Source organism: Arthrobacter sp. Y3224198 (genome assembly GCF_059090025.1).
In genome coordinates this window covers 60,612-73,312 of sequence record NZ_JBNHFG010000005.1, presented here as the reverse complement: position 1 = coordinate 73,312, position 12,701 = coordinate 60,612, and the positions used below count along the sequence as shown (strand labels likewise).

The following is a 12,701-nucleotide window of genomic DNA, read 5'->3' as shown; positions in this document are numbered from 1 at the left end:
GGCTAGGCGTTGAAGTAGCTGCGGAGGTCCTCGACCTTGTCCTTGCGCTCCCAGGTGAAGCCTTCGTCCTCACGGCCGAAGTGGCCGTGGGCGGCGGTCCGCTGGTAGATGGGGCGCTTGAGGTCCAGGCTGTTGATGATGCCCAGCGGCCGCAGGTCGAAGACTTCCTGCACGGCGTCGGCGATGCGGGCCGGGTCAACCGTTTCAGTGCCGAAGGTTTCCACGTAGATGCCCACGGGACGGGCCATGCCGATGGCGTAGGCAATCTGGATTTCCGCCCGCCGGGCCAGCCCGGCGGCCACCACGTTCTTGGCCACCCAGCGCATGGCATAGGCCGCCGAACGGTCCACCTTGCTCGGGTCCTTGCCGCTGAAGGCTCCGCCGCCGTGGCGGGCGAAGCCGCCGTAGGTGTCCACAATGATCTTGCGGCCGGTCAGCCCGGCGTCGCCGACCGGGCCGCCGATCACGAACGGCCCGCCCGGGTTGATGATGTGGTTGACGTGCGAGGTATCCAGCTCGGTACCGGCCAGCACGGGATCGATGACGTGGCGGGCCATGTCGGCGCGCAGCTGCTCCAGGTCGAGGTCCGCGGCGTGCTGGGTGGAAACCACCACCGAATCCACGGAAACGGGCCGGTCGCCCTCGTAGCCGATGGTGACCTGGGTCTTGCCGTCCGGACGCAGGTACGGAAGCGTGCCGTCCTTGCGCACGGTGGTCAGCCGCTCGGACAGGCGGTGCGCCAGCCAGATGGGTGTGGGCATCAGCACGGAGGTTTCGTCACTCGCGTAGCCGAACATGATGCCCTGGTCCCCTGCACCCTGCGCATCGTAGGGGTCCGCCACCTTGCCGGTGCGGTTCTCCAAGGAGTTGAAGACGCCGGAGGCGATCTCCGGGGACTGCTGGCCGATGGAAACGGACACGCCGCAGCGGGCGCCGTCGAAGCCGTTGGCCGAGGAGTCGTAGCCGATGTCCAGGATGGTGTCGCGGACCAGCTGCGGGATCTCGACGTATCCCTCGGTGGTCACTTCACCGGCAACATGGACGAGGCCGGTGGTCACCAGGGTTTCAACGGCCACGCGGGATTCGGGGTCCACCTTGAGGAGCCCGTCCAGGATGGCATCGCTGATCTGGTCACAGATTTTATCCGGGTGGCCCTCGGTGACGGATTCCGAGGTGAAAAGGCGCAGGTTGGACTGCGCCTTGGGAGAAGCAGAAGTAGAAGTCACAGCATTTACTCTACCGGGCGGCCCGGACACTCCCGCACGGCACCGCCGCTGCGGGGTCAGGCCTGCCGGGCGGCCAGTTCCGCGGCGATCCGCGCGATGATGCGTACCGACACTTCGGTTTTGCTGCCGGCGATGGTCTCGCCGGACCGCGTGGCCGAGGGTGAGAGAATCGTCACCTCGGTTTCGTCCCGGCCGAAGACCAGGGAGGTGCCCACCCGGTTCAGCACCAGCAGGTCGCATCCCTTCCGGGCCAGTTTCTTCCGTCCGTATTCAAGTACGTCGGAGGTCTCGTCGCCGGTTTCGGCGGCGAAGCCGACAATAAGCTGCGGGGTATGGGAAGCGGAGCCGTCGCGGTCGCGGACCAGTTCCTGCAGGATGTCCGGGTTGCGGACCAGGGTAATCACGGGGTCCGGGACGTCGTCGCTCTTTTTGATCTTGGCCCCGGCTGTCTGGGCGGGCCGGAAATCCGCCACCGCGGCGGCCATGATCACGACGTCGGAGTCGGCGGCCGCACGATGGGCTGCCGTGCGCAGGTCCAGGGCGGTCTCCACCCGGATGAGTTCGACGCCGGCCGGTGCCGGTACGTCCATGTGCGCGGCGATGAGCCGCACCCGGGCCCCGGCTGCAAGGGCCGCTTCCGCCAGTGCCGTGCCTTGCTTTCCGGACGAGCGGTTGCCCAGGAAGCGGACGGGGTCCAGGGGTTCACGGGTGCCGCCGGCGGTGATGGTCACGGTGGTGCCGGCCAGCGGCCCGGGCTGCACGGCGGCCAGGGCGGCGGCGAAGATTGCCTCCGGCTCGGGCAGGCGGCCGGGCCCGGAATCCTTGCCGGTCAGCCGGCCGACGCCGGGTTCGAGGACCGTCGCGCCGCGGCTGCGCAGGGTGGCGACATTCGCGGCTGTGGCCGGGTGGGCCCACATTTCGGTATGCATGGCCGGGGCAAACACTACGGGCCCGCGGGCCATCAGCAGTGTGTTTGTCAGCAGGTCATTGGCCTGCCCGGAGGCGGCGCGGGCCAGCACGTCCGCAGTGGCGGGGGCCACCACAATCAGGTCCGCTTCGTGGCCCAGGCGCACATGGTTGACCTTTTCCACCTCGTCAAAGACCGAGGAGGAGACGGTGTTGCCGGACAGCGCCTCCCAGGTGGCGACACCGACAAACCGCTTGGAAGACTCCGTGGGTACAACGGTGACGTTGTGCCCGGCTTCCGTAAACAGCCGCAGCAGCGACGCGGCCTTGTACGCGGCAATCCCGCCGCCGACGCCCAGAACTACGCGCACGCTGCTGCCTTCCCCCGTTTGCCTGCGGCCGGTTACTCGGCGCTTTCGTTGGGGCGCACCACAAGCATGCCGTCATTGATCTCGCGCAGGGCGATGGACAGCGGCTTCTCGTTCAGCTTGGTCTCGACCAGCGGGCCGACATACTCGAACAGGCCCTCGTGCAGCTGGGAGTAGTAGGCATTGATCTGGCGGGCGCGCTTGGCACCGTAGATGACCAGCGCGTACTTGGAATCGGCTGCTTCGAGCAGATCGTCGATCGGCGGGTTGATGATGCCTTCAGACACAGGGTTCTCCAAAATTCTTGAACGGGATTCGCGGTTTGTCAGCGCTGGCGCGGACTGATTCCCATGAGTGATACAAGCTCAGCTGCCGCCCGCTGGACGTCATCGTTGATGACGGTGTGATCGAACTCGGACTCGGCAGCAAGTTCCAGTTTAGCGGTTTCCAGCCGTTGCTGCTGCTCTTCGGGGGTTTCGGTGCCGCGCCCTACCAGACGCCGGACCATTTCATCCCAGGTAGGCGGTGCCAGGAACACGAAATTCGCTTCCGGCATGGACTTTTTGACCTGCCGGGCGCCCTGCAGGTCAATCTCCAGCAGCACGCTGCGGCCCTCGGCCATGGCCGCTTCGACGGTGCGTCGCAGGGTGCCGTAACGGTTGCGTCCGTGCACCACGGCCCATTCGAGCATCTGGCCTTCTTCGACCAGGGCGTCGAATTCTTCGGCACTGACGAAGAAGTAGTGCACGCCGTCTTCCTCGCCCGGACGCGGTGCGCGGGTGGTGGCCGAGACGGAAAGCCAGACTTCGGGATAGTTGTCCCGGATATAGGTGGATACAGTGCCCTTGCCAACTGCGGTTGGACCTGCCAGAACTGTCAGCCGCGGTTGCGACACGTAGACCTCATTCACTCTTTAAATAACTCGATAAATCGCTGATATGTGCCCTAATGGTTCTCCAGCAGGTCGATCAGCGCCTTGCGCTGATGCACGCCCAGCCCCCGGACACGGCGGGTGGGCGCAATACCTACCGTAGCCATTATTCCAGCTGCGCGGCGTTCCCCGACACCGGGCAGTGCGCGGAGCAGGTCCATGACCTTTAGCCGGCCCACGGCTTCCTCCCCCGAACGGGAGAGGATCACTTCCTCAATAGTGAGCTCACCGGACTTGATGCGTGACTTGACTTCGGCCCGTGCTGCCCGGGCGGCAGTGGCTTTTTCCCTTGCCCGGGTACGCTCGGCTTCGGTCAGGGGCTTGAGGTTCAAAAGGGACTCCCGGACGAGGACGTACCGCTGTCAGCGGCTCTGCTGGTAGGTCCGAACCTATCCGTAAAAGAAGCCGAATTGCAATGGACGCCGCTTAGCCGGCCGGCCGCGCACTGCCGCGCTGCTAGCCTTCGGCGGCCAGTTCCCCCGCAGTACGGGCCGCAGCATCCCGCAGCAGGCGCGGTTCCGGTCCGGCCTTCAGAATCCCGCGGCTGGAGGTCGCCAGGACATTGGGCCAGGCGCCGGCGAAGGTCCGGTGCAGGTCCGCCGCAGTGGCACCCTGGGCCCCCAGGCCCGGCGTCAGCAGCGGCGCACCGGAGGCAGCCAGGTCAATGCCCAGCTCCGCCAGGACGCCGGCGCCCACGGTCGCGCCGACCACCAGGCCCACGGAGCCCAGGCCGCCTGTTCCCCCGTCCCCGGCGGCGGCGTTCTCCGCCGCCGCGGCCTGCACCACCTGTGCCGCCACGGATTGCCCCGCTCCCCCGCCGGCATGCTGCACCGTGGCGCCTTCGGGATTGGAGGTCAGGGCCAGGACAAACACGCCGCGCCCGTTGGTCCGGGCCAGGTCCAGGGCCGGGCGCAGGGAGTCAAACCCGAGGTACGGGCTGAGGGTGACGGCGTCGGCGGCCAGAGTCGAGCCGTCGCGGAGCCACGCGTCGGCATAGGCGGCCATCGTGGAGCCAATGTCACCCCGCTTGGCGTCGGCAATGCTGAGCATCTGTGCGTCGGTGCAGGCGGCCAGCAGCCGTTCCAGGACAGCCAGGCCGGCGGAGCCATGGCGCTCGAACAGGGCAACCTGGGGCTTCAGGGCAGCAGCGTGGTCCTGCACCGCGTCCAGGACCGTGAGGGAAAAACGCTCCAGCCCGGCGGCGTCGTCGTTCAGTCCCCACCCGGCCAGGAGCTCCGGATGCGGGTCGACGCCCACGCACAGCTGCCCGCGGCGGTCCATCGCCGCGCGCAGCTGTGCGCCGAAGGGGCGGCGGGCCTCAGGCACCGGCGGCCTTCAACCGGGCGGCATGCTGCTGCAGGGAGGTAACGTCCCATTCGTAGGACCGCATCGCCTCGATGGCCTGGACCGCGGCACTGAACTCGGAGACGGTGGTGACCACCGGGCAGCCGATGGACGTGGCGGCGGCACGGATTTCGTAGCCGTCCCCCCGGGCCTGCCCGCCGGACGGGGTGTTGACCACCAGGTTGATTTCGCCGGCAGTGATGAGGTCGACCACGGTGCCTTCCCCGTTCGGTCCGGCACCCTCGGCGACCTTTCGCACCACGGTGGCGGCAATGCCGTTGCGCCGCAGCACCTCCGCCGTGCCGCCGGTGGAGAGGATCTCGAAGCCGAGGTCGCTCATCAGCTTCACCGGCATGATGATGGAACGCTTGTCCCGGTTGGCCACCGAGACAAAGACCTTGCCGCTGGTGGGCAGGGCGCTGTTGGCTGCGGCCTGGGACTTGGCAAAGGCGGTGTCGAAGTACTTGTCGATGCCCATGACTTCGCCGGTGGAACGCATTTCCGGGCCGAGCAGGGAGTCGACCACGGTGCCCTCCGGGGTGCGGAACCGGCTGAAGGGCAGCACGGCTTCCTTTACCGCCACCGGGGCGTCCAGCGGCAGGGTGGACCCGTCGCCGTCGGCCGACAGCTTTCCGGCCGCCCGCAGCTGCGCGATGGACACGCCGGTGCCGATCAGGGCCGCGGCCTTGGCCAGCTGCACGCCGGTGGCCTTGGAGACAAACGGCACGGTGCGCGAGGCCCGCGGATTGGCTTCGATCACGTAGAGGATGTCCGAGGCGAGGGCGAACTGGATGTTGATCAGCCCGCGCACTCCCACGCCGGCGGCAATGGCGAGGGTCGCTTCCCGGACCCGGCCGATGACGTCGGTGCCCAGGGTGATGGGCGGCAGGACGCAGGCGGAGTCACCGGAGTGGATGCCGGCTTCCTCGATGTGCTCCATGATGCCGCCCACGTACAGGTCGGTGCCGTCGAAGAGGGCGTCGACGTCGATCTCGATGGCGTCTTCCAGGAACCGGTCCACCAGGACCGGGTGGTCCGGGGTGATCTCGGTGGCGTTGGTGATGTACCGGGCGAGGTTTTCCTCGTCGTAGACAATCTCCATGCCGCGTCCGCCCAGCACATAGGACGGGCGGACCAGGACGGGGTAGCCGATTTCGTCGGCCACCTTCTTTGCGTCCTCGAAGGAGACCGCGGTCCCGTTCTTCGGGGCGGTCAGGCCGCCCTCGTCCAGCACCCGCTGGAACGCGCCGCGGTGCTCGGCCAGGTCGATCGCTTCGGGCGAGGTGCCCAGGATCGGCACGCCGGCGTCGGCCAGGGACTGGGCCAGCTTCAGCGGCGTCTGCCCGCCCAGCTGCACGAATACGCCCAGGACGCCGCCGGTGCGCTGTTCCGCGGCAATAACCTCCAGGACATCCTCCAGTGTGAGCGGCTCGAAGTAGAGCCGGTCGGAGATGTCGTAGTCGGTGGAGACGGTTTCCGGGTTGCAGTTGATCATCACGGTCTCGTACCCGGCCTCGCGCAGGGCCATGGTGGCGTGGACGCACGAGTAGTCGAATTCGATGCCCTGGCCGATCCGGTTCGGTCCGGAGCCCAGGATGATGATGGACGGCTTGGCGTGCTCGGCCACCTCGTCCTCCTCGTCATAGGAGGAGTAGTGGTACGGCGTGTACGCGGCGAACTCGGCGGCGCAGGTGTCCACCGTCTTGTAGACCGGGCGGACGTTCAGCGCGTGCCGGACACCGCGGATCACGGCTTCGGGGGTGTTGGTCAGCCGGCCGATCTGCTCGTCGGAGAAGCCGTGCCGCTTGGCCAGGCGCAGGATGTCCTCGTTGACCGCCGCGGCGGCGCGGATCTGCCCGGCGGTTTCGTTGATCAGGGCCAGCTGGTCCAGGTACCAGGGGTCGATGCCGGTGGCCACATAGAGCTCCTCTATGGTGGCACCGCCCAGCAGCGCCTGTTGGACCTGCTGCAGGCGGCCGGTGGTGGGCTGCCGGGCGGCCTTGACCAGGGCGGGGACATCGGCCGCGTCCACCGGGTCGAAGGAGAGCGCGGCGCCCTTCTGCTCCAGGGAGCGCAGGGCCTTCTGCAGGGCTTCGGTGAAGTTGCGGCCGATGGCCATGGCCTCACCCACGGACTTCATGGTGGTGGTCAGGGTGGGGTCGGCCGCCGGGAACTTCTCGAACGCGAACCGCGGGACCTTCACCACCACGTAGTCCAGGGTGGGCTCGAAGGACGCCGGGGTCTTCTTGGTGATGTCGTTGGGGATTTCGTCCAGGGTGTAGCCCAGGGAGAGCTTGGTGGCGATCTTGGCGATGGCAAAGCCGGTGGCCTTGGAAGCCAGTGCCGAGGAACGGGAAACACGCGGGTTCATTTCGATGACGACAACCCGGCCGGTGTCCGGTTCGATGGCGAACTGGATGTTGCATCCGCCGGTATCCACGCCGACTTCCCGGATGACGGCGATCGCGATGTTGCGCAGCTTCTGGTACTCGCGGTCGGTCAGGGTCATGGCCGGAGCCACGGTGATGGAGTCGCCGGTGTGCACGCCCACCGGGTCGAAGTTCTCGATGGAACAGACAACCACCACGTTGTCGTTCTTGTCCCGCATCATTTCCAGCTCGTATTCCTTCCAGCCGAGGATGCTCTCTTCAAGCAGCACCTCGGAGGTGGGGCTGTACTGGATGCCGGCACCGGCAATACGGCGCAGGTCTTCGGCGTTGTAGGCCAGGCCGGAACCGAGCCCGCCCATGGTGAAGGACGGGCGGACCACCATCGGGTAGCCCAGCTCGTCGGCGGCGGCGAAGGCCTCCTCCATGCTGTGCACAATGATGGACTTGGCGGATTCGGCGCCGCAGCGCTCGACGACGCCCTTGAACTTTTCGCGGTCCTCGCCCAGTTCGATGGCGGCGATGTTGGCGCCGATGAGTTCCACGTTGTACTTCTCCAGCACGCCGTTCTTATCCAGCGCGATGGCCGTATTAAGTGCGGTCTGGCCGCCCAGGGTGGGCAGGATCGCGTCGGGCCGCTCCTTCGCGATGATCTTTTCGACCACCTCCGGGGTGATCGGTTCCACATAGGTGGCGTCGGCGAATTCCGGGTCCGTCATGATGGTGGCCGGATTGGAGTTCACGAGGATGACCCGCAGGCCCTCCTCTTTCAGCACCCGCAGGGCCTGCGTGCCGGAGTAGTCGAATTCCGCGGCCTGGCCGATCACGATCGGACCGGAGCCGATCACCAGGACGGACTGAAGGTCGGTTCTGCGGGGCATTAGATGCTTTCCTTGTTCTTGCCGGAGGAGGCCATAAGGTCCGTGAAGCGGTCGAAGAGGTAGGCCGAGTCGTGCGGTCCGGCAGCGGCTTCGGGGTGGTACTGGACGGAGAACGCGGGGATATCCAGGCAGGCGAGGCCTTCCACCACGTTGTCGTTGAGGGACACGTGGCTGACTTCCACCCGTCCGTAGCGGGACTCCGGCGCGGTGACCGGCCCGTCCAGCGGGGCGTCCACGGCAAAACCGTGGTTCTGGCTGGTGATCTCCACCTTGCCGGTGCGGCGGTCCAGCACGGGCTGGTTGATTCCGCGGTGGCCGTAGCGCAGCTTGTAGGTGCCGAAGCCCAGGGCGCGGCCCAGGATCTGGTTGCCGAAGCAGATGCCGAAGAAAGGGATGCCGGCATCCAGTACCCGGCGCAACAGCTGCACCTGTACGTCCGCGGTGGCCGGGTCGCCCGGGCCGTTGGACATAAACACGCCGTCGGGGTTCAGTGCGGCAATGTCCTCGAAGGTGGAGGCGGCCGGCAGCACGTAGGTGCGCACGCCGCGCTCGGCGAACCGCACCGGCGTCATGGACTTGATGCCCAGGTCGATCGCCGCCACGGTGGCGACCGGTTCGCCGGTCCAGCCGTGGTCGGCCGGGTCGATGAGGTAGGTCTCATCCACGCTGACCTCTTCGGCCAGCCGGGCTCCTTCCATCCCCTGCTGGGCACGGACCTCGGCGAGCAGTTCGGCGTCGGGCCGTCCGGCGTCGGCGCCGGAGAAGATGCCGGCCTTCATGGCACCGCGTTCACGCAGGTGACGGGTCACAGCCCGGGTGTCGACGCCGGAAATGCCGACCACGCCCTGTTCCGCGAGCTGCTCGTCCAGGGTCCGTTCCGAGCGCCAGCTGGACGGGCGTCGGGCGGCGTCGCGCACAATGTAGCCGGCAACCCAGATGCGCCGGGACTCGGCGTCGTCCGCGTTGACCCCGGTGTTGCCGATGTGCGGCGCGGTCTGGACCACCAACTGCCGCGCATAGGAGGGGTCGGTGATGGTTTCCTGGTAGCCGGTCATGCCGGTGGCGAAAACGGCTTCGCCCAGGGCGGTTCCCTCCGCGCCGTAGGCACGGCCGCGGAAGGTCCGGCCGTCCTCGAGCATCAGGACGGCGGGGGTGGGGTTGATGATCTCGTGCACTGTCACAGTTGTTCCTCGCTTGGGGTGGCCGATTCCGGCAGAAGTTCAGTAATTGCCCGTACCAGGGGGGTCTTGTCGCTGCCCGAGCGCGTCCGGAAGCCGGTGTCCACGCGTTTGGGGCCAAGCTGCCAGGTCACGGTGACCAGGCCGTCCTTCTCTACGAATTTGCCGGCCATGCCGCGCTCCAGGCGCACCGCCCGCAGGTCATGGCGCGGGATCCACAGGTCATCCGCCCCGGAGCGGGCGAAGAGCACGCCCTCGGGGAATACGGCGGCGGTGGCGTTGGACTTTACGCCCAGGCCGTACTGCGCCACCCGGTCCAGCCAGTCCCCTGCGGTGGTGGTGACCACGTACTGGCCGAGGGCCTGGAATCCCGGCTCCGACAGCTCCTCCGGTACCGGCAAGGGCCGGGGCATATCCTGCTGCCGGCGTCGTCGGCCCCGCCAGCCCAGGGCAAACAGGCCCAGGACAACAACGACGAGGGCGGCAAGGCCCAGGAAAAAGTACAGCAGTTCCATCACAATTCCTTTGAGGCAGCGGGGTGGGGCGTATTCAGCCTGCCGGCCAGGACCGTGGGGTGGCCGGCATAGAAAACCGCCTGGACCACGCCGGGCAGTTCCAGTCCGGCAAACGGACTGTTGCGCCCCTTGGTTGCCATCTTATGGGGGTCCACCCGCCGCCGCGCAGCCGGGTCAACCAATATGACGTTGGCCGGTTCCCCCGCGGCGAGGGGCCGGCCCTGCGTGGCCAGCCTGCCGATCCGGGCGGGGGTGGCGGAGGTGACGCGGGCAAATCCCGCCCAGTCCATCAGCCCGGTCTCGATCATGGTGTGCTGCACCACGGAAAGCGCCGTTTCCAGGCCGGTCATGCCCATGGCGGCCTGCGCCCACTCGCATTCCTTGTGCTCGGTGGGGTGCGGGGCGTGGTCCGTGCCCACAATGTCGATGGTGCCGTCGGCCAGCCCGCGGCGCACTGCTTGGACATCTGCCTCGGTCCGCAGTGGCGGGTTCACCTTGTACACCGGGTCGAACGTGCGCGCAATTTCGTCGGTCAGGAGCAGGTGGTGCGGGGTGACCTCGGCGGTGACGTTGATGCCCTGTGCCTTGGCCCAGCGGATGATGTCCACCGAGCCCGCGGTGGAGAGGTGGCAGACGTGCAGCCGGGAGCCGGTGTGGCGGGCCAGCAGGACGTCGCGGGCAATGATTGCTTCCTCGGCCACGGCAGGCCAGCCGGCCAGGCCCAGGACAGAGCTGACCTCTCCCTCGTTCATCTGCGCGTTTTCGGTCAGCCGGGGTTCCTGGGCATGCTGGGCGATCACGCCGTCAAAGGCCTTCACGTATTCCAGCGCGCGGCGCATCAGCACCGGATCGGATACGCATTTGCCGTCGTCGGAGAAGACACGCACCCGGGCGCGGGAATCCGCCATGGCGCCCAGCTCGGCCAGCCGTTCGCCCTCCAAACCGACGGTCACGGCGCCCACTGGGCGGACGTCCACCCAGCCGGCCCGCTGGCCCAGGCTCAGGACCTGTTCCACCACGCCGGCGGTGTCCGCCACCGGCATGCTGTTGGCCATGGCATGCACGGCGGTGAACCCGCCCAGTGCTGCGGCGCGGCTGCCGGTTTCCACGGTTTCGGCGTCTTCGCGGCCGGGTTCGCGCAGGTGGGTGTGCAGGTCCACCATGCCGGGCAGGGCGACCAGCCCGTGTGCCTCGAGCACCTCGGCGCCCGCGGGAGCGCCGAGTCCCGGGCCGACGGCGGTGATGATGCCGTTTTCGATAACGAGGTCCGCCTCCTCCGCGCCGAGCACCGAGGCCCCGCGGATCAGGTAGATGGTACTCATAGCGAATGCTCCTGTGCTGTGCGTGCGGGGCTGCCCTCACCGGAGAGCAGCAGGTAGAGGGCGGCCATCCGGACGGATACCCCGTTGCTGACCTGGTCCAGGACGGTGGACCGCGGCGAGTCCGCAGCGCGTGCGGAGATTTCCAGTCCGCGGTTCATCGGGCCCGGGTGCATGATGATGGTGTCCTTCAGGCCCAGGGTGTCCAGCCGGTCCAGCCGGACATCGTCCAGCCCCCAGCGGCGGGAGTACTCGCGGACGGACGGGAAGAAGGCCGACTGCATCCGCTCCCCCTGCACCCGGAGCATCATCACGGCGTCCGGACGCGTATCCAGGGCTTCATCCAGGTCGTAGCGGACGGTGCAGGGCCAGGTCCCGACGCCGAAGGGCAGCAGGGTGGGCGGCGCCACCAATGTCACTTCCGCGCCCAGGGTGCGCAGCAGCCAGAGATCGGAACGGGCCACACGGGAATGCAGCACATCTCCGGCGATGACCACTTTCATGCCGGCCAGGTCGGTTCCTGCCGAGGCGGTACCGTGCAGCCGCGCCCAGTGCCGGCGCATGGTGAAGGCATCCAGCAGGGCCTGGGTAGGGTGTTCGTGGGTGCCGTCGCCGGCATTCAGGACGGCGGCGTCAATCCAGCCGGAGGTGGCCAGCCGCGCCGGCGCACCGGAGGAGCCATGCCGGATCACCACTGCGTCGGCGCCGATGGCGGCCAGTGTCTGCGCGGTGTCCTTGAGCGATTCACCCTTGGATACCGAGGAACCCTTGGCGGAAAAATTGATGACGTCGGCGGAAAGCCGCTTGGCGGCTGCTTCGAAGGAGATCCGGGTGCGGGTGGAGTCTTCGAAGAACAGGTTCACCACGGTGCGGCCGCGCAGGGCAGGAAGTTTCTTGACTTCCCGCTCCCCTACTGCCGCCATTTCCTCCGCGGTGTCCAGGATGGCCAGCGCGTCCGTCCGGCTGAGGTCCAGTGTGGAGAGCAGGTGCCTCATGCGGTGCCTTCAATGACCACTTCGTCGTTGGCGGGCGCTCCCGAGTCCGCGGTGTCGGACTCCGCCAGCCGGACCCGGACCTGCTCGCGGGAGGCGGTGGGCAGGTTCTTGCCGACATGGTCGGCGCGGATGGGCAGTTCGCGGTGCCCGCGGTCCACCAGGACTGCCAGCCGGACAATCCTCGGCCGGCCCAGGTCCACCAGGGCATCGAGGGCGGAACGGATGGTACGTCCGGAGTAGAGCACGTCATCCACCAGCACCACGACTTTGTCGTCGATGCCTGTGGCCGGAACCCGGGTGGCGTACGGCGGCCGGGTGGGCCGGCGGGACAGATCGTCACGGAACATGGTGACGTCCAGCTGCCCGGTGATTGCGGCCGGGTCGACGCCGGGGGACGCTGCGGCTATTTTGGCGGCGAGCCGGCGGGCCAGCGGATATCCGCGGCGGGGAATGCCCATCAGGACCAGGTCTTCGGGCCCCTTGTTGGCCTCGAGGATCTCGTGGGCGATGCGCGTCAGCGCGCGGTCAATGTCAGCTGAAGACAGAACGGTACGGCTGGGTACCGGAACGGCATGGTTGTCCGTCATTTCCGCTTCCTCCTTCCCCGCCTCACAGGACGGATTTAAAGGTTGAATGCGCGTCCAAGCTACC

General features: G+C 67.6%; 11 protein-coding genes and 1 pseudogene. All 12 read right to left on the bottom strand.

Annotated elements, in window-relative coordinates; genetic code table 11:
• Nucleotides 1–2: 2 nt before the first annotated feature.
• Nucleotides 3–1,226 (bottom strand): methionine adenosyltransferase, encoded by a 1,224-nt coding sequence (gene metK, locus AC5RUF_RS04410; protein WP_493998486.1) that lies wholly within the window; start codon nucleotides 1,224–1,226, stop codon nucleotides 3–5.
• 56 nt (nucleotides 1,227–1,282) lie between these two features.
• Nucleotides 1,283–2,506 (bottom strand): annotated as a pseudogene (gene coaBC, locus AC5RUF_RS04405) (bifunctional phosphopantothenoylcysteine decarboxylase/phosphopantothenate--cysteine ligase CoaBC); the annotation flags it as partial.
• A gap of 29 nt (nucleotides 2,507–2,535) precedes the next feature.
• Complete coding sequence (gene rpoZ, locus AC5RUF_RS04400) at nucleotides 2,536–2,799, bottom strand: DNA-directed RNA polymerase subunit omega (RefSeq protein WP_227901772.1); 264 nt, start codon at nucleotides 2,797–2,799, stop codon at nucleotides 2,536–2,538.
• A gap of 26 nt (nucleotides 2,800–2,825) precedes the next feature.
• Entirely contained in the window at nucleotides 2,826–3,395 is a 570-nt protein-coding gene (gmk, locus tag AC5RUF_RS04395) for a guanylate kinase (RefSeq protein ID WP_493998604.1), read from the bottom strand.
• Nucleotides 3,396–3,445: 50 nt separating this feature from the next.
• A complete protein-coding gene (mihF, locus tag AC5RUF_RS04390) occupies nucleotides 3,446–3,763 on the bottom strand; it encodes an integration host factor, actinobacterial type (protein WP_493998605.1) in 318 nt (105 codons plus the stop codon).
• Between the two features lie 124 nt (nucleotides 3,764–3,887).
• Entirely contained in the window at nucleotides 3,888–4,757 is an 870-nt protein-coding gene (gene pyrF / locus AC5RUF_RS04385; protein ID WP_494129836.1) for an orotidine-5'-phosphate decarboxylase, read from the bottom strand.
• On the bottom strand, nucleotides 4,750–8,043 hold the full coding sequence (gene carB / locus AC5RUF_RS04380; protein WP_494129835.1) for a carbamoyl-phosphate synthase large subunit: 3,294 nt from the start codon (nucleotides 8,041–8,043) through the stop codon (nucleotides 4,750–4,752). The genes pyrF and carB overlap by 8 nt, the downstream gene beginning before the upstream one ends.
• A complete protein-coding gene (carA, locus tag AC5RUF_RS04375) occupies nucleotides 8,043–9,182 on the bottom strand; it encodes a glutamine-hydrolyzing carbamoyl-phosphate synthase small subunit (RefSeq protein ID WP_494129881.1) in 1,140 nt (379 codons plus the stop codon). Before carA ends, carB begins: the two co-directional genes overlap by 1 nt.
• Nucleotides 9,183–9,220: 38 nt before the next feature.
• Nucleotides 9,221–9,736 (bottom strand): PH-like domain-containing protein, encoded by a 516-nt coding sequence (locus AC5RUF_RS04370; RefSeq protein ID WP_493996757.1) that lies wholly within the window; start codon nucleotides 9,734–9,736, stop codon nucleotides 9,221–9,223.
• Nucleotides 9,736–11,058 (bottom strand): dihydroorotase, encoded by a 1,323-nt coding sequence (locus AC5RUF_RS04365; protein ID WP_494129834.1) that lies wholly within the window; start codon nucleotides 11,056–11,058, stop codon nucleotides 9,736–9,738. Before AC5RUF_RS04365 ends, AC5RUF_RS04370 begins: the two co-directional genes overlap by 1 nt.
• Nucleotides 11,055–12,050: an aspartate carbamoyltransferase catalytic subunit gene (locus AC5RUF_RS04360; protein WP_493996755.1), complete on the bottom strand. Its 996-nt coding sequence runs from the start codon at nucleotides 12,048–12,050 to the stop codon at nucleotides 11,055–11,057. The genes AC5RUF_RS04365 and AC5RUF_RS04360 overlap by 4 nt, the downstream gene beginning before the upstream one ends.
• Entirely contained in the window at nucleotides 12,047–12,637 is a 591-nt protein-coding gene (pyrR, locus tag AC5RUF_RS04355; protein ID WP_493996754.1) for a bifunctional pyr operon transcriptional regulator/uracil phosphoribosyltransferase PyrR, read from the bottom strand. Before pyrR ends, AC5RUF_RS04360 begins: the two co-directional genes overlap by 4 nt.
• Nucleotides 12,638–12,701: the final 64 nt, after the last annotated feature.

What these genes read in the sequence shown, in the direction of transcription:
- carB (WP_494129835.1), bottom strand. Translation starts at nt 8,043, where the DNA reads ATGCCCCGCAGAACCGACCTTCAGTCCGTCCTGGTGATCGGCTCCGGT.
- carA (WP_494129881.1), bottom strand. Translation starts at nt 9,182, where the DNA reads ATGCTCGAGGACGGCCGGACCTTCCGCGGCCGTGCCTACGGCGCGGAG.
- AC5RUF_RS04370 (WP_493996757.1), bottom strand. Translation starts at nt 9,736, where the DNA reads ATGGAACTGCTGTACTTTTTCCTGGGCCTTGCCGCCCTCGTCGTTGTT.
- AC5RUF_RS04365 (WP_494129834.1), bottom strand. Translation starts at nt 11,058, where the DNA reads ATGAGTACCATCTACCTGATCCGCGGGGCCTCGGTGCTCGGCGCGGAG.
- AC5RUF_RS04360 (WP_493996755.1), bottom strand. Translation starts at nt 12,050, where the DNA reads ATGAGGCACCTGCTCTCCACACTGGACCTCAGCCGGACGGACGCGCTG.
- pyrR (WP_493996754.1), bottom strand. Translation starts at nt 12,637, where the DNA reads ATGACGGACAACCATGCCGTTCCGGTACCCAGCCGTACCGTTCTGTCT.